The organism is Pseudomonas sp. Pse1 (assembly GCF_024519635.1).
Taxonomy (GTDB): Bacteria; Pseudomonadota; Gammaproteobacteria; order Pseudomonadales; family Pseudomonadaceae; genus Aquipseudomonas.
On the sequence record NZ_JALJRO010000005.1, the window covers coordinates 124778 to 141073 of the forward strand.

General features: G+C 60.1%; 18 protein-coding genes. 3 read left to right on the forward strand and 15 right to left on the reverse strand.

Annotation, left to right across the window (positions count from 1 at the left end; all coding sequences use genetic code 11):
• Positions 1–233 precede the first annotated feature (233 nt).
• From NR126_RS09755 to puuE, 7 genes are all read right to left on the reverse strand, one after another.
• A complete protein-coding gene (locus NR126_RS09755) occupies positions 234–1019 on the reverse strand; it encodes an outer membrane protein OmpK (protein ID WP_256830101.1) in 786 nt (261 codons plus the stop codon).
• A 137-nt stretch (positions 1020–1156) separates the two neighbouring features.
• Positions 1157–2509 (reverse strand): nucleobase:cation symporter-2 family protein, encoded by a 1353-nt coding sequence (locus tag NR126_RS09760; protein ID WP_105753794.1) that lies wholly within the window; start codon positions 2507–2509, stop codon positions 1157–1159.
• Positions 2510–2638: 129 nt separating this feature from the next.
• On the reverse strand, positions 2639–3940 hold the full coding sequence (locus tag NR126_RS09765; protein ID WP_105753793.1) for a urate hydroxylase PuuD: 1302 nt from the start codon (positions 3938–3940) through the stop codon (positions 2639–2641).
• Positions 3941–3990: 50 nt separating this feature from the next.
• On the reverse strand, positions 3991–4494 hold the full coding sequence (locus NR126_RS09770) for an ureidoglycolate lyase (protein ID WP_150735271.1): 504 nt from the start codon (positions 4492–4494) through the stop codon (positions 3991–3993).
• Between the two features lie 135 nt (positions 4495–4629).
• Positions 4630–5625: an allantoicase gene (gene alc, locus NR126_RS09775; protein ID WP_027620037.1), complete on the reverse strand. Its 996-nt coding sequence runs from the start codon at positions 5623–5625 to the stop codon at positions 4630–4632.
• Between the two features lie 90 nt (positions 5626–5715).
• A complete protein-coding gene (gene uraD / locus NR126_RS09780) occupies positions 5716–6231 on the reverse strand; it encodes a 2-oxo-4-hydroxy-4-carboxy-5-ureidoimidazoline decarboxylase (protein ID WP_027620038.1) in 516 nt (171 codons plus the stop codon).
• The gene (puuE, locus tag NR126_RS09785; RefSeq protein WP_027620039.1) at positions 6228–7151 is read right to left on the reverse strand and encodes an allantoinase PuuE; all 924 of its coding nucleotides are present in this window, start codon (positions 7149–7151) and stop codon (positions 6228–6230) included. Before puuE ends, uraD begins: the two co-directional genes overlap by 4 nt.
• Positions 7152–7588: 437 nt before the next feature.
• On the opposite strand from puuE, the gene uraH reads away from it, so the two are divergent.
• A complete protein-coding gene (gene uraH / locus NR126_RS09790; protein WP_105753792.1) occupies positions 7589–7942 on the forward strand; it encodes a hydroxyisourate hydrolase in 354 nt (117 codons plus the stop codon).
• A 279-nt stretch (positions 7943–8221) separates the two neighbouring features.
• Here the strand turns inward: uraH and NR126_RS09795 are convergent, their stop codons facing one another.
• From NR126_RS09795 to NR126_RS09805, 3 genes are all read right to left on the reverse strand, one after another.
• Positions 8222–8848, reverse strand: coding sequence for a LysE family translocator (locus NR126_RS09795; RefSeq protein WP_027620041.1), 627 nt, complete (start codon positions 8846–8848; stop codon positions 8222–8224).
• 64 nt (positions 8849–8912) lie between these two features.
• Positions 8913–10262 (reverse strand): NCS2 family permease, encoded by a 1350-nt coding sequence (locus NR126_RS09800; protein WP_027620042.1) that lies wholly within the window; start codon positions 10260–10262, stop codon positions 8913–8915.
• Positions 10263–10496: 234 nt separating this feature from the next.
• Complete coding sequence (locus NR126_RS09805; protein WP_027620043.1) at positions 10497–10943, reverse strand: MarR family winged helix-turn-helix transcriptional regulator; 447 nt, start codon at positions 10941–10943, stop codon at positions 10497–10499.
• A gap of 82 nt (positions 10944–11025) precedes the next feature.
• On the opposite strand from NR126_RS09805, the gene NR126_RS09810 reads away from it, so the two are divergent.
• Positions 11026–12192: a PLP-dependent aminotransferase family protein gene (locus NR126_RS09810; RefSeq protein WP_027620044.1), complete on the forward strand. Its 1167-nt coding sequence runs from the start codon at positions 11026–11028 to the stop codon at positions 12190–12192.
• A 150-nt stretch (positions 12193–12342) separates the two neighbouring features.
• On the opposite strand, the gene NR126_RS09815 is transcribed toward NR126_RS09810, so the two are convergent.
• The 5 genes from NR126_RS09815 to NR126_RS09835 all read right to left on the reverse strand — a co-directional run bounded on the left by NR126_RS09815 (position 12343) and on the right by NR126_RS09835 (position 15113).
• Positions 12343–12714 (reverse strand): glutathione S-transferase N-terminal domain-containing protein, encoded by a 372-nt coding sequence (locus NR126_RS09815; protein WP_027620045.1) that lies wholly within the window; start codon positions 12712–12714, stop codon positions 12343–12345.
• Between the two features lie 102 nt (positions 12715–12816).
• Positions 12817–13362, reverse strand: coding sequence for a GTP cyclohydrolase I FolE (gene folE, locus NR126_RS09820; protein ID WP_003204506.1), 546 nt, complete (start codon positions 13360–13362; stop codon positions 12817–12819).
• A gap of 77 nt (positions 13363–13439) precedes the next feature.
• A complete protein-coding gene (locus NR126_RS09825; RefSeq protein WP_027620046.1) occupies positions 13440–13997 on the reverse strand; it encodes a Smr/MutS family protein in 558 nt (185 codons plus the stop codon).
• Between the two features lie 75 nt (positions 13998–14072).
• Positions 14073–14393: a hypothetical protein gene (locus NR126_RS09830; RefSeq protein WP_027620047.1), complete on the reverse strand. Its 321-nt coding sequence runs from the start codon at positions 14391–14393 to the stop codon at positions 14073–14075.
• Between the two features lie 129 nt (positions 14394–14522).
• Positions 14523–15113 (reverse strand): cysteine hydrolase family protein, encoded by a 591-nt coding sequence (locus tag NR126_RS09835; RefSeq protein ID WP_027620048.1) that lies wholly within the window; start codon positions 15111–15113, stop codon positions 14523–14525.
• A 239-nt stretch (positions 15114–15352) separates the two neighbouring features.
• Here NR126_RS09835 and prmB point away from each other — a divergent pair, with 239 nt between their 5' ends.
• Positions 15353–16261: a 50S ribosomal protein L3 N(5)-glutamine methyltransferase gene (gene prmB, locus NR126_RS09840; protein WP_256830102.1), complete on the forward strand. Its 909-nt coding sequence runs from the start codon at positions 15353–15355 to the stop codon at positions 16259–16261.
• Positions 16262–16296: the final 35 nt, after the last annotated feature.

Consider the following 16296-nt stretch of genomic DNA (forward strand, 5'->3'; position numbering starts at 1 on the left):
AAAGCACAAAAACTCCCGCTCGGCTGTGCAGGCACAGTCGATCGAGAGTGGGTTGTGGGTGCCTTGATACCGTCCAGGGCCGGGATAAGTTGGCTTTCTGGTCAGGAATTAAATCCGGGCTTTTTTTTAAAGCGGATTCAGGCGGCCGCGGAGAATACTGACTCCTTGGCCAGGTCTCAAGTGCCCCGCAACAGCGCACCGACGACAGGATTGGGGCGTGGTTGCGGGTCATTTCAGAAGTGCACCTTCACCAGCAGGCTGGTGGTGTTTTCGTTGGTGTCGAAGTTGGAGGTGTTTTCGATGCCGTATTTATCTTTCCAGTAGCTGTATTCGACGCCGACATAGACCTGCTTTTCGCGCCAGCCCAGGGACTTGCCCAGGTCGTACTTGATTTGTGGGTTGAAGTGCAGGTTGGCGTGGTAGATGCCGTGGCGGTTTTCGTCGTTGTCCACCACCCAGTCGATGTAGCCATCGAGCAGCAGGCTCGAATTGCCCACAGGTACGGTGTAGGACCAGGCCGGGGTGATCTGCCAGACGTTGTCGCCGGCGCGGGAGCCTTCGGTGTGGCGGTTGTAGAAGTTCAGGGTGAAGAAGTTGAAGCCAGGGACCGCGAGGTCGAAACCTGGGCCGATTAGGTAGGCTTCGGTGTCGTCTTCGCCGTTCTCGTAGGTCATCGCCAGCAGGACATCCTTGATCGGGCCGAATTCGAAACGCCGGTCGAAGATCTTGCCGAAGGACAGGCGCGGGCTGAACTCGCCGTAGTAGGCGTGGACCCCTTTGTTGCGGTCTTTCTCGCCGTTGTAATAGGTGCTGTCGACGAACAGGAAGTTGTCACCGTACTTCCAGCGGTCGGCGTGTTCGAAGGTGATCGTCTGCTGGATCCGTGGGTTGACCACGAAGTCCTTGCCGTACAGGTAGCTTAGGCTGTTGGTCTGCCACAGCAGCAGATCGCCGGCCATAGCCTGACTCGCGGCCAACAGACCTCCTGCCAACAGCAAGTGGGTTTGCATCCGAATCATGTGTTGCTCCCTATTTGTTTTTATTTTTTGTGGGGGCGAGCCTGCTCGCGAAAGCGGCGTGTCAGTCAGCAGTGATGGTGTGGCTGATGCCGTCATCGCGAGCAGGCTCGCTCCTACAGGAGTCGTGCCTGGTTACTTCAGTGGGCCTGACAGTCATTGACCGCCGCGCGTTCGCTGCCGCCGAGAATGTTGAACAGCAGGTTCAAGGTCAGCGCGCTGACGGTGGCCAGTGCGATGCCGCTGTGGGTGATCGGGCTCATCCACAGGGGCAGGTGGGCGAAAAAGTCCGGGCGCATCACGGGGATCAGGCCCATGCCGATGCTCACCGCCACCAGCAGTTGATTGCGGCGGTCGCCGATGTCGGCTTCCTGGAGGATCTTGATCCCGGTTGCCGCTACCATGCCGAACATCGCGATCGCCGCGCCGCCGAGCACCGCCGGTGGAATCGAAGCAATCAGGAACGCCGCTTTGGGCAAGAGGCTGAGGAGGATCAGCAGGCCACCGGCGACGATGGTCACCGAGCGGCAGCGCACGCCGGTCATCTGCACCAGGCCGATGTTCTGGGCGAACGAAGAATGCGTGAAGGTGTTGAGGAAGCCGGCGAAGAACGACGCGCCGGCATCACATAGCAAGCCACGGCGCAGCATACGCGGGCACACTTCCTGGCCGGTGATCTTGCCCAGGGCGATGAACATCCCGGTGGACTCGACGAAGATGATCACCACCACCAGGCACATCGAGAGGATCGGTGCCAGTTCGAATTTGGGCATGCCGAAGTGCAGCGGCGTGACGAATTGCAGCCAGGGCGCGTTGTCCATGCCGCTCAGATCGACCATGCCGATCAGGCCGCAGAGCAGGTAACCCAGGGTCATGCCGATCAGCACCGAAATGTTCACCCAGAAGCCGCGCATAAAACGGTGCACCAGCAGGATGCAGGCCAGCACCAGGGCGGAAATGGTCAGGTAGATCGGTGAACCGAATTCGGCGCTGGTACCGCCACCGCCAGCCCAATTCACGGCCACGGGGAACAGCGACAAACCGATCGAGGTGATGACCGTGCCGGTCACCAGCGGCGGGAAGAAGCGCACGACTTTGGACATGAACGGCGCAATCAACATGCCGAAGAAGCCGGCGGCGATGGTCGCGCCGAAAATCCCCTGCAGGCCGATACCGGGCATCCCGGCCATGGCGACCATGCTGCCGACGGCCGCGAAACTGGCGCCCATCATCACCGGCATGCGAATGCCCATGGGGCCTATCCCCAGCGACTGGACGATGGTGGCGATACCGGCGACCAGCAGGTCGGCGTTGATCAGGAAGGCGATTTCTTCACGACTCAGGCCAGCGGCCTGTCCGATGATCAGCGGCACCGCAATGGCACCGCCGTACATCAGCAAAACGTGTTGCAGACCCACGAGGATCAGTTGCAACAGGGGCAGTCGCTGAATGGCAGGTGCGTCGGGGATGCGCGCTTTGGATGACACGGACATGCAACACCTCGGATCTTTTTTATTCTTGTGATTTTGTGCATCAGGGTGACCGCAGTGCGGACGATCGCGAGCAGGCTAGCTCCTACAAAACTGTGTAGGAGTGAGCCTGCTCGCGATGCTTTTCAACGATTAATTGGTCGGGGCTCCCTGCACAATCCAGGCGCCGATCAGGTCACGTTCCTGCTGGGTCATCTGGGTGATGTTGCCCAGTGGCATGATCTGCGTGGTGACGGCCTGGGCCTGGATCCGTGGCGCGTTCTGGCGGATCTGCTCGGGGGTGTCGAACATCACACCGGCGGGCGCAGCGCTGAACAACGGGCTGGTGGGTTTGGCCGAGTGGCAGACCGCGCAGCGTTCCTGGATCACCGAGTGCACCTTGTCGAAACCCGGACCGGCGTTGGACGCCTGGGCCGGTGCAGCGGCAGGGGTTTCAGCCGGCGTCGCGGCAGCCGGTTTGGCGCCACCGCCGACTGCAGTTTCCGGCAACGGCTGGTACTCGATTTTCGCCGGGGCCTTGGCCACTTCCGGGCTGTTCATCGGTGCAGGACCGGTGACGTAGGCCAGGCTGATCATGCCAACCGCAGCAACCGGCAGGGTCCAGGCGAACTTGTGGCTGTCATGACGGGTGTTGAAGTAGTGGCGCACCAACACCGCCAGCACCGCGATCCCGGCCAGGATCAACCAGTTGTACTGGCTGCCGTAGGTGCTCGGGAAGTGGTTGCTGATCATGATGAACAGCACGGGCAAGGTGAAGTAGTTGTTGTGACGCGAACGCAGCAGGCCTTTGGCGGGCAGCGCTGGATCCGGCGTGCGGTTCTCGGCAATCGCCGCTACCAGTGCCCGTTGGGCCGGCATGATGATGCGGAACACGTTACCGACCATGATGGTGCCGATGATCGCGCCGACGTGCAGGTAGGCACCACGACCGCTGAACACTTTGCTGAAGCCGTAGGCGGCGCCAATGATCAGTACGAACAGGATGAAGCCGAGCAGGGCAGGGCGTTTGCCCAGGGCCGAGTCGCACAGGAAGGAGTAGATGAACCAGCCGGCGAACAGCGAGCCGATACCCAGCAGCACACCTTCAGGGCCGCTCAGGCTGCTGCCCGGTGCCAGGAGGTAGAGCGTCGGGTTGGAGTAGAACACCACGCACAGCAGCGCGATACCCGACATCCAGGTGAAATAGGCTTCCCATTTGAACCAGTGCAGGTTGTCCGGCATGGTCGGTGGAGCCAGTTTGTATTTCTCCAGGTGGTAGATCCCGCCACCGTGAATTGCCCAGAGATCGCCGGCCAGGCCACTCTTCGGGTTGACCCGATTGAGGTTGTTTTCCAGCCAGACAAAATAGAAGGACGCGCCAATCCAGGCGACGCCAGTGATCATGTGAACCCAGCGCACGCTCAGGTTCAGCCATTCGTACAGATGTGCTTCCACAGTCTTTACCTCTCGCCTGTCACTCTGTTATCGAGTGTTCAGACCTTCTCTTATTGGTGGGGGGCAAGGATCAGACGCTCATCCTCTTTGAAAAAATGCTCATCGCAGTTGTTGCCTGTGCCACTGCGATCAACCACCAGGAAGTCATCCCGCTTTTCGATCGTCAGCACCGGGTGGTGCCAAACGCCGCGATGGTAATTAATGCCCTGCCTGCCGTTAGTGACGAAGGCGCGGACCAAGCCTGATACAGGTTCATCGCCAAGTGGCGCGACCACGATCAGAAAGGGGTTGCCGAGCAGCGGAATGAAAGCCTGGCTGCCCAGCGGATGGCGCTCCAGCATGCTCACGGTCAGCGGCATGTCCTGCGCGTCGGCGCGGAAGATGCTGATGATCGCGTTGTCTTCTGGCTTGGCGGTTTCCACCGTGGCCAGTTTATGGAAGCGCATGGTCGAACCGTTGTTGATCATGAAGTGATCGCTGCCGTCGGTTTCGATCACGTCACCGAAAGGAGCGAAGGCTTCTTTGGTCAGCGGTTCAATCTGTAGTGTGCGCATGCTGTTCTTCTTATCCGAATTCTGTGTTGACTGTTCTGACGCCTTCGCGAGCAGGCTGGCTCCCACAGGGGATTGCATTCCAAATGTGGGAGCGACGGTGCGACGATTCGACCTGCTCGCGAATGGCTTCACTGCTTATTTAGCGACCTTGCCCAGTACACGCAGGCGGCTCACGCCACCATCCGGGAACACGTTCAGGCGGATGTGGGTGATCGGGCCCAGGGCCTTGATCTGCTCGGCGAAGGTGTGTTCAGCGTGCATTTCCAGCTTCTGGCTTGGCAGCAGTTCGCGCCAGAACAGCGACTGGGTTTCGATCTGACTGTCGGTACCGCCTTTGACGAACGCGCCCTGGATCGAGCAGCTGTCCGGGTAATTGCCTTTGAAGTGCAGGGTGTCGACGACGATTTTTTCGATCTCGCCCGGGTGACCCAGGGCGACGATCACCCAATCGTTACCTGGCGTGCGACGACGGGCGGTTTCCCAGCCATCGCCCATGTTGATGCCACGGCCCGGGTTGAGGATGTTGCTCATGCGACCGAAGTGTTCGTCGGAGCAGGCCAGGGCGCGACCACCGTTGAGGGCGGCTGCCAGGTCGACTTGCTCGTTGTCGCCCACTGCCGACCAGTCGCGGAACGGCACGCCGTACACACGCAGACGGGCGACACCACCATCCGGGTAGATGTTGAAGCGCAGGTGGCTGAACGCCTGGTCGTTGCTGATCTCGTGGTAGTGGTGGCTGTTGCCTTGCAGCTCGACGGCGGACAGCACTTCAGTCCACTGGGTGTTGGCATCAGGCTCGCCAGAGGCCAGGAAGCAGGCTTCCAGGGACGCCGATGGCGGGAAGTTGCCGGTGAAGAATGAGGTGTCGATGTCCACGCCCTTGATCGAGCCTGGTACGCCCAGGCGGATCACGGCGCTGTCGTAGCCTTCGAAGCGCTTGCGACGCGACTCCCAGCCGTCCATCCACTTGCCGTTGTCATCGAACACGCCCTCCTTCCATACGGCCGGGGTCGGCTGGAACAGGCGGTTGGCGTCGGCGAACCAGTCATCGGTGACCGAGATGATCTTGGTGCCCAGGCGGGCATCGGCCAGGTTGACGAACTTCTCGAAAGGTACGGCGTAAGCTTTCATTCTTCTTGTCTGCCTTTGAATAAGTGGCTTGGGATGCTTGCGAGGCCCGGGCCGGATTCGGCGTTCTTGAATCCTTGGGGGCCAGGCTTGCTATAGGGTCAGTAAACGGAACAGGGCGATCTTGTTGATCTCCGCCAGCGCGCACTTGAACTCGGTGTCGACCGGGTTGTGGATGCGCGTTTCGAACGCTGCGAGGATCTGATGCCGGTTGCTGCCTTTTACCGCCATGATGAAGGGAAACTTGAACTTGGCCTTGTAGGCATCGTTCAGCTCGGTGAAGCGCTGGAACTCTTCGGCCGTGCATTGGTGAATACCGGCGCCGGCTTGTTCATTGGTGCTGGCTTCGGTCAACTGGCCCTGGACGGCAGCTTTGCCGGCCAGGTCCGGGTGAGCGTTGATCAGTGCCAGCTGACTGGCGTGATCGGCGCTCAACAGGATATCGCTCATGCGCTGGTGCAGGGTCTCGATCTGGTCGATCGAAGCGTCCTGGCCCAGGTCAAAGGCCTTTTCGGCGACCCATGGCGAATGTTCGTAAATATCGGCGAAAGCGGCGACAAAGGCGTCACGGCTCAGCGTCGAGGGTTGCAGGGTTTGGAAGGTGGTCATTTCGACGCCCCTTGGTACGGGTGGGTTTGTTGCCAGTGACGAGCGATGTCGACGCGGCGGCTGAACCACACCTGTTGGTGGCTTTTAGCGTATTCGATAAAGCGTTTGAGCGAAGCAAGACGCGCCGGACGGCCGATCAGCCGGCAGTGCAGGCCGATCGAGAGCATTTTCGGCGCTTCGGCGCCTTCGGCGTAAAGCACGTCGAACGCATCCTTGAGGTATTCGAAGAAATCGTCGCCCTTGTTGAAGCCCTGGACCTGGGTGAAGCGCATGTCGTTGGTGTCCAGGGTGTAAGGGATCACCAGGTGCGGCTTGCCAGTCGGGTTATTCGGTTCCCAGTAGGGCAGGTCGTCGTCGTAGGTGTCGCAGTCGTAGAGGAAACCGCCTTCTTCCATCACCAGACGCCGGGTGTTCGGGCCGGTGCGGCCGGTGTACCAGCCCAGTGGGCGCTCGCCGGTGACTTCGGTGAGGATGCGGATGGCTTCGAGCATGTGCTCGCGCTCCTGCGCCTCATCCATGTACTGGTAGTCGATCCAGCGGTAGCCGTGGCTGCAGATTTCGTGGCCGGCTTCAACCATGGCGCGAATCACATCCGGGTGGCGCTGGGCGGCCATGGCCACGGCGAATACCGTCAGCGGAATGTCGAATTCCTTGAACAGCTTGAGAATCCGCCAGACGCCGGCACGGCTACCATACTCGTACAGCGACTCCATGCTCATGTTGCGCTCGCCTTGCAGCGGTTGCGCCGAAACCATTTCCGAGAGGAAAGCTTCGGATTCCTTGTCGCCGTGCAGAATGTTGCGTTCGCCGCCTTCTTCGTAGTTGAGGACGAACGACAAGGCAATGCGGGCATTGCCCGGCCAGTGTGGGTGGGGAGGGTTACTGCCGTAACCGATCAGGTCGCGTGGGTAGTCGCTCACTGCAGTCTTCCTTCTTGTTCGGGTTTGCCGGGGCGCGATAAGGGTTGGTGTGGGGGCCTGAACCTGTGATGAAAGGCTGGCGTCACAACGATGGAGTGATTGTATACAACTTTATGCGCGATTTGTAAGCCCGATTTTTTGCATTTTTCACCATTTGTCATCTTCAGGTGGTACTGCAAAAAACCTGCCTGATTGATCAGCTATTGGGCCAGAGCTCTCTATAGCCTAAGACTTTGCCGACTTTTGCAGCTAAACAGGGCGCGTCGGAGATTCACTGAAAAAATGTCGAATTTATTGTGTACAATTTTTCTTGAAAATGTCTTAATCAGTCGCTCGCCGCCGCTTTTCCTGCACCGAAAGGTGGCGGCCTTCATTTCAACTGACTCCGGGAGGTGCGAAGTCTGGCTGCGACACACGCAGACGGGCCCGCAGAATCAATGGGACGTTTGACTACACACGTTTTGGATGCCGCACACGGTTGCCCGGGCAGCTCGATCAAGATCGAGTTATACCGCGTTGAAGGTTCGCAGCTGGAATTGGTCGCCAGCGCACTGACCAACAGCGATGGCCGTGTCGATACACCGTTGTTGCAAGGCGATGACTACCGTTCCGGGGTTTATCAGCTGCAGTTTCACGCCGGCGACTACTACCGCGCACGCGGTGTGCAATTGCCGGAGCCGGCGTTTCTCGACGTGGTGGTCCTGCGTTTCGGCATTTCTGCTGAGCAGGACCACTACCACGTGCCGCTGCTGATCTCGCCGTACAGCTATTCGACCTACAGAGGAAGCTAGGACTCTCCCCCCACGAATCCTGCGCACATAGCTTCTTTGGTCATTCGCCCGCTCACACTGCGGGCTTTTTTTCGTCCTTGAGAAAGGTGCTGGCTGGGCGGGCGTTTCGTTGCGATGCGCGGCTGTAGGAGCCGGCTTGCCGGCGAAGGCATAGGGTCTGACACACTGCAGTGCCGCCATTCGCTGGCAAGCCAGCTCCTACAAGGGTTGGTACTGACAGCCGAACATGTGAGCGTGCACAAACCCTTGTAGGAACCGGCTTGCCGGCGAAGCGCTTGATTATCGGCTCAACAACGAAGCCGCCCCCGCCCCACCAAACAGCCCGGCGCTGATCCGGTTGAACCAACTCTGGCCCTTGCCGCTACGCAGGTAGCGCGCCGCGCCGTGGGCGCCGAGGCCGTAGGCGAGCTTGCAGCACAGGTCCAGCAGGGTCCAGGTGGCGATCATGATCAGCAACTGCGGCAGGAATGGCTGCTGGGCATTGAGGAATTGCGGCAGGAAGGCGGCGAAGAACAGGATGTCCTTCGGATTGCTCGCTCCCAGCACAAATGCGCGCCCGAACAGTGCGCGAAAGCGCGGCACCGGTGGCGCTTGCGGCACTTCGGTGGCGTGCGCCGGTTGCCGTGACTGCTGCCAGCTTTGCCAGGCGAGGTAGAACAGGTACAGGGCGCCGACGATCTTCAGTGCGCTGAACAGTTGTTCCGAGGCCAGCAGCAGGGCGCCGAGCCCCAGTGCTGAGGCGCTGAGCAGGCAGATCGAAGCGAACACGCCGCCGAGAAATGCCGGGTAGGAACGGCGCAAGCCATAGTTCAGGCTGTTGCTGATCATCAACAACGACAGGGGTCCCGGGATCAGGATTACCACCAGAGCGGCGCCACTGAACAGCAGCCAGGTTTCCAGACTCATCACTTTCCTCCATATGTGCAAAAGCCCCACCCGACGGGGTGAGGCTGGGTCACGCTTGAAACCGTTACAAGAAAATGAACTTGGCGATAAAGATCGCGCACAGTACCCACAGGCTAACCGAAATTTCCTTGTACTTGCCGGTACCGGCCTTCAGCGCCACGTAGGTGATGAAACCCAGGGCGATGCCGTCGGCAACCGAAAAGGTCAGGGGCATCATGATTGCGGTGACAATAGCCGGAATGCTGTCGGTGGCATCGTCCCACTCGATGTGTTCCATCCCGCCCATCATCAGCATCGCCACGTAGATCAGCGCGCCAGCGGTAGCGTATGCCGGAATCATGCCAGCCAGCGGTGCGAAGAACATCGCCGCAACAAACAGCACGCCGACAGTGACAGCGGTCAGACCGGTACGGCCACCGGCTGCAACACCTGCGGCACTTTCCACATAGCTGGTGACTGGCGGAACACCGACCACCGCACCGAACACACTGGAAGCACTGTCGGCTTTCATGGCGCGAGAGAGGTTTTCGATCTTGCCGTCCGCACCCACCAGATTGGCCCGTTGTGCGACGCCCATCAGGGTGCCGGCGGTATCGAACATGTGTACAAAGAGGAAGGCCAGGACGACGCTGATCATGCTGACGTTGAACACGCCGGCAACGTTCATGGCCATCCAGGTCGGAGCCAGGCTCGGCGGTGCCGACATGATCCCTTCATAATGCACCAGGCCCAGACCCCAACCTGCGAGGGTCACAGTAATGATGCTGATGAGGATCGCGCCAAATACCCGGTGGTAGCTGAGGATGGCAATCATCAGGAAGCAGATGGCGGCGAGCAGCGGGCCCGGCTCGCGCAGGTTGCCGATCTTGATCAGGGTGGCCGGGCTGTCGACCACGATGCCGGCGGTTTTCAGGCCGATCAGGCCAAGGAACAGACCGACACCGGCGCCCATGGCGAAGCGCAGGCTCACTGGAATGCTGTTGAGCAACCACTCGCGGATGCGCGAGAAGGTCAGGAACATAAACAACACGCCGGAAACGAACACCGCACCCAGTGCGGTTTCCCAGTTGTAGCCCATGGTGCCGACCACGGTGTAGGTAAAGAAGGCGTTGAGCCCCATGCCTGGCGCCAGGCCGACGGGCCAGTTGGCGTACAGGCCCATCAACAGGCAACCGAGTGCGGCGGCGATGCAGGTGGCGACGAAGGCGGCGCCGTGATCAATCCCGGCGTCGGCCATGATGTTGGGGTTGACGAAGATGATGTAGGCCATGGTGATAAAGGTTGTCAGGCCTGCGATCAGCTCGGTTTTCACCGTGGTGCCATGCACGCTGAGTTTGAACAAGCGCTCCAGCAGACCTGTGCGTAGGGGCGGCGAGAGATCCAGCGGCGATGCTTCGGATTTGCGGCTTTCCACAGCGAGTACTCCTCAACAGTTTTATTGTTATTTCCAGAGCCGGACACAGAGGTGGGCAGCGGCTCTTTGAGGCATTTGCGAATTTGTTGACTAATGGGTCAGGAACTCGCACGCAGCGAATTATGCTTTTGTATACAAATAAAGCAAATAATGTTTTTGATTTTGTCGACGAAAGTTTTGCTGAAAGGGCTATATCGCTCCACAGGGTTGGCGAAAATTTCTCGAGGGCATCAACTACTCGGGAGCCGCCTGGCTTTTTCCAAGCGCCAGATTCACCGCCAACCAGCCATTCACCGCCGTTTCCCCAGCCTCGGCAAATACCCGTTCCAGCAGTTTCACCTGCTCGCGGCGCAACGCCTGCTCGAAACGCGCGCCCTCGTCGGTCAGTTCCAGCAGGCGTTTGCGCTTGTCGGTGGCGGACGCGACGCTGTTCACCAGATGCATTTCCTGCAGTTGCCGCAGCGGCATGTTCAGCGCCTGCTTGCTGACGCCCAGCAGCGCCAGCAACTCTTTCACGCTCAGATTCGGATAGCGCGCGATGAAGAACACGATGCGTTGATGAACCCTGCTCAAGCCCCGGCGTTCGAGCATTTCGTCGGCCTTGGCGGTGAAGGCCTGGTAGCCGAAGAAAAACGCTTCCATGGCCTGCTGCTGAGAAATCGGGTTTTTAAGGTCAAGCATGTTGACGTATTCCCTCGGCTTGTCGTAATTTCGGTCAACCAGTTTGACTTAATTCCCTTGGCCTTTGCTACCGGTGGTCCCCATGGCATTTTCCGAACGTGTAACGCGCCTCAAAAGCTCCCTGATCCGTGAAATCCTCGCCGCAGCCCAGCGCCCGGAAGTCATGTCCTTTGCTGGCGGCTTGCCGGCGGAGGCGATGTTGCCGAAGGTCGACTGGACGCAGATGCCGGTATCGATCGGTCAGTACGGCATGAGCGAGGGCGAGCCGGCCTTGCGCGAAGCCTTGGCGGCCGAGGCGCGGGCTTTGGGTGTGCCCTGCGAAGCGAGTCAGGTTTTGGTGGTCAGCGGCTCCCAGCAAACCCTTGACCTGGCGGCCAAGCTGTACATCGACAAGGGCACCGAGATCATGCTCGAGGCGCCGACGTATCTCGCCGCCCTGCAAATTTTTCAGCTGTTCGGCGCTGACTGTCTGACCGTGCCGCTGCAAGCCGACGGTCCGGACCTGGTGGAGTTGCGCGCGCGCCTGAGCAAACACCGCCCGGCGTTCATCTATTTGATTCCGACTTTCCAGAACCCCTCGGCGGTGCGCTACAGCGAGGCCAAGCGCGATGCCGTGGCGGCGTTGCTCGACGAGTTTGGCGTGACCCTGATCGAGGACGAGCCGTACCGCGAGCTGACGTTTGATGGCGGCAATGCCACGCCGATCGTCAGTCGCTTGAAGAAGGCCAGCTGGATCTACACCGGCACCGTGTCGAAGACTCTGCTGCCGGGCCTGCGTGTCGGATATCTGATCGCCAGTGCGGACCTGTTCCCGCACCTGCTGCGTCTCAAGCAGTCAGCGGACCTGCACACCAACCGGGTTGGCCAGTGGCAGGCGATGCAATGGATCGGTAGCGAGCGTCTGCGTGATCACCTGGGTGAGTTGCGCGATTTCTACCGGGGCCGTCGTGACAGCTTTCAGGCCGCACTGGAAAAACACTTTGCCGACCTGGCGGACTGGAACATGCCGCAAGGCGGGTTGTTCTTCTGGCTGACACTCAAGCAGCCGCTGGATACCCGGACGTTGCTCAAGGCAGCGTTGGACAATGATGTGGCGTTCATGCCCGGCGAGCCGTTCTTCCCGGAACCGGATCGCCATCCGGGTCATCTGCGGCTGAACTTCAGCCATATCGACCCGGCGCGCCTGGATGAGGGGTTGAAGCGGTTGGCGGCGGTGGTGCGGGAGGCGCAGGCAGCAAAGGCTGCTTGAGGGGGGAGTGCAGCAGAACCTGTAGGAGCCAGCTTGCCGGCGAAGGTCGTGAACGATAACGCGGGCATCCAGAGTGCACGCGGTGTCCTCAGGTTCTTCGTCGGAACGCCACCCGGAGCAGTCTAGCTCCTACAAAAGCTGCTTGATCAGTCAAGCCGCCGCAAAGCGCTTATCCAGATAATCAATGATCACCTTGGATTCATACATCCAGGTGGTCTGGCCGTTTTCTTCGATGCGCAGGCACGGCACCTTGATCTTGCCGCCTTGCTCCAGCAGCGTCTGGCGGTCCTGCTCGCTGTTCTTCGCATCGCGCAGGGCCACCGGCACGTTCAGGCGGCGCAGGGTGCGGCGGGTTTTCACGCAGAACGGGCAGGCGTGGAACTGATACAGGGTCAGGTCTTTGGCGGCAGCTTCGACCTGGGCCTGGGCGGCGGCAGGGCGCTGCTTTTTCGCCGGACGGGTGATGAAGTCGACGAAGATGATCAACTGGCCGAGGCCGACACGAAGCGCTTTGACGAACACGATACAAGCCTCACGGGGCAAATGGGAAAGGCGCGCAGCTTACCTGATTTTTTGCGGGCGAAAAAAAACCGGCGATGAATGCCGGTTTTCTTCGTTGCCTGATTACTTGATCAGGCTGAGAAACTCGCTGCGCGTCGCCGCGTTTTCGCGGAACTCGCCGAGCATCACCGAAGTGATCATCGAGGAATTCTGTTTCTCCACACCGCGCATCATCATGCACATGTGCTTGGCCTCGATCACCACCGCAACGCCCAGGGCGCCGGTCACTTGCTGCACAGCATCGGCGATCTGGCGGCTGAGGTTTTCCTGGATCTGCAGGCGGCGGGCGTACATATCGACGATCCGCGCGACTTTAGACAGACCCAGTACCTTGCCACTCGGGATGTAGGCGACGTGCGCCTTGCCGATGAAAGGCAGCAGGTGGTGTTCGCACAGCGAGTACAACTCGATGTCCTTGACCAGCACCATTTCGCTGTTGTCGGAGCTGAACAAGGCACCGTTGGTGACTTCTTCAAGTGTTTGTTCATAGCCGCGGCAAAGGTACTGCATGGCTTTGGCGGCACGCTTTGGCGTGTCGAGCAGGCCTTCGCGGGAGACGTCCTCGCCCAATTGGCCGAGAATCGCGGTGTAATTCTGTTCCAGGGACATGAATCTACCTGTGGGATTTTACGCAAAGGGCAAGGGTACGGTGGCAAACACGGCGCTGCAAGCGTGATGCATCAGCTTTACTCGTCGCGACCTTCCATCATGGTGCGTTTGAGCATCACATACACCGCGCCGGCACCGCCATGTCGGGCCTGGCAGGAAGTGAAGCCCAGCACCTGCGGATGCTGGCGCAGCCAGGTGTTGACGTGGCTTTTGATCATCGGTCGCTTGCCGTCCAGGCGCACGGCCTTGCCGTGAGTGACGCGCACGCAACGGATTTCGAATTTTGTCGCTTCGGCGAGAAACGCCCAGAGGGTTTCCCTGGCCTTTTCCACGGTCATGCCGTGCAGGTCGAGGCTGCCTTCGAACGGGATCTGCCCGATCTTCAGCTTGCGCATCTGGCTTTCCTGCACACCGTCGCGAGCCCACATCAGCTCGTCTTCGGGGCCGACATCGATCACGAACTGGTCGGACAGGCCATCGACGGCGGCGACGTCGGTGCGCACGGTCGCCGCTTGCCGCAGCTTGGCAATCTGCGCCCGGTCAGTCTTGGGTTTGCCGGTGTCGGCGCGGTCGTGCTTGATCGGCTTGACGCCTTGGATCGAGCTTTTGAACAGGGAAAAATCGTCGTCTTGCATGTCAGCCTCCGCGAAGGGCGGCCAGTTTACCCAAGTCCGGGCGAATCGGGCGCAGCAAAACGCCTGGCGCTCGACTCAGTCGTGTTTTTTCATCAAATGCGGGGCCATGTTCAGCTCGCGGGGTTGGCGCATGCGGCGCCGGCAGCGACGCCAGAACGCAATGCCGAGATAGAGCAGCAGCAAGCCGACCACCAGGATGATCGCCGAACCCAGCGGGCTGGCGTTCAGGTCGCGCAGGGCGGGCGGGTGACCCAGCAGACTGGCGGCCCCGGCCATGGCCGACAGCACGCCAAGGGTGGCGAGCAGGGCGGCGAAGGCGGCGCCAAAGCGATAACGCCAGTTGCGCGGCCCTTTGGGGCGCAAGCGGCGAGCGTCAAATCCATCGGATATTTTCATTCCGACCTTCCTCAATGATATCGGCCCTTCGACCGGGAGTTGCCCGGCTTGTTCCTGAGGCTAAGTCAATTAGAAGAAATGAGAGGCTTTTGCGGATGAGCGGCGGTTGCCGCCGCTCAAAACGGGCGATCAGATCAGGTCTTGGGTCAAGGCCAGGGTGGCAAAGTTGTCAGCCATGATTGCCATTTCGGTCTGCTGGACCTGCTCGGCCGAAAGCACACCGCCCTTGTAAGGCAGGTCGCGGGTGGCGCAGGCGTCTTCCACCAGGGTGCAGCGAAAGCCCAGGTTTTTCGCAGCACGCACCGTGGTGCTGACGCTGGAGTGGCTCATGAAACCGCAGACGATCAGGTCGAGCGGGCCACGATCCTGGAGAATCTTTTCCAGGCCCGTGCCATGGAAGGCGCTTGGCAGGATCTTTTCAATGCGGATTTCATCGACTTCCGGTTCCAGCCCGGGAATGAACTGGCCGCGCTCGCCATTGGGGTCGAACATCCCGCCGACGGTGCCGCGATGGCTGACATGCACGATCGGGCGGCCGGCCTTGCGGGCGGCGGCGAGCAACTGCTTGATGTTGTCGACAGCTGCGTCCATGCCGGACAGGGCCAGCGGACCGCTGAGATATTCTTTCTGGGCGTCGATGATCACCAGCGTCGCCTGGGCCAGATTGGCTGGCGCATAACCACGACCGCTGAGTTGAAACATCGTCTTTGGAACGGACATTCGAGGGCTCCTTCGAGTGGGGCTTTTGCGACATTGTCCTCTGGCTGAGCGTTTCTGTGAATCGCTACCATCGTAGGCACCGTCGTTGCTGGCCTGTAGCCTGTCCTGCGCTGAGTGAATGTTCAATCAAAAGCTGAAAAAAGCGAGAAATCCTACATTTTCCCGAGGTTTCTTTCTCGCATCGTCGGGGCCGGTTTAGGCTGTTAGAATCGCCGGTCGTTTTTTCAGGAGTCTACCCCGTGATCACTTCCCGCCTGCGCACTTTGCGCGACCATATTCGTTGGGCCGTCAGTCGCTTTCATGGGGAGGATCTGTTTTTCGGCCATGGCACCGACAATGCCTGGGACGAAGCCCGGCAACTGGTGCTGGGGGCCTTGCACCTGCCCTGGGAAATCGCAGACAGCTATCTGGACTGCGCGTTGGAAGAAGACGAGTTGGTGAATCTGCAACGCTTGCTCAAGCGCCGTATCGAGGATCGCGTCCCCACCGCGTATCTGCTGGGCGAAGCCTGGTTTTGTGGCATGTCGTTCATCGTCGACGAGCGCGTGCTGATCCCGCGTTCGCCGATTGGCGAACTGATCGAAAACCGTTTTGCCCCCTGGCTGGATGGCGAGCCGGCACGGATTCTCGACCTGTGCACCGGTTCCGGTTGCATCGGCATCGCTTGTGCCTACGAGTTCCAGGACGCTGAAGTCGTGTTGGCCGATTTGTCGTTCGAAGCACTGGAAGTGGCCAATCAGAACATCGAGCGCCACGGCGTCGACGAGCGTGTCTACACCGTCCAGGGCGATGGCTTCGATGGGCTGCCGGGCCAGCGTTTTGACTTGATCGTGTCCAACCCGCCCTATGTCGATGCCGAAGACTTCGCCGACATGCCGGACGAATATCAGCACGAGCCGGAGCTGGGCCTGGCCTGTGGCGACGATGGCCTGAACCTGGTGCGCCGAATGCTCGCGCAAGCGGCGGACCACTTGAATGACAAGGGCCTGTTGATCGTCGAGGTGGGTAACAGCCAGGTGCACGTCGAGGCGCTGTACCCGGAAGTGGACTTCGCCTGGCTCGAGTTCGAGCGCGGTGGCCACGGCGTGTTCATGCTCAGCGCCGAACAATGCCGCGCGCACCAGGCGTTGTTCGCGTCACGGGTCTGACGGCTTGAGTTTCTGCAGGAGCAGCATGCTCCTGC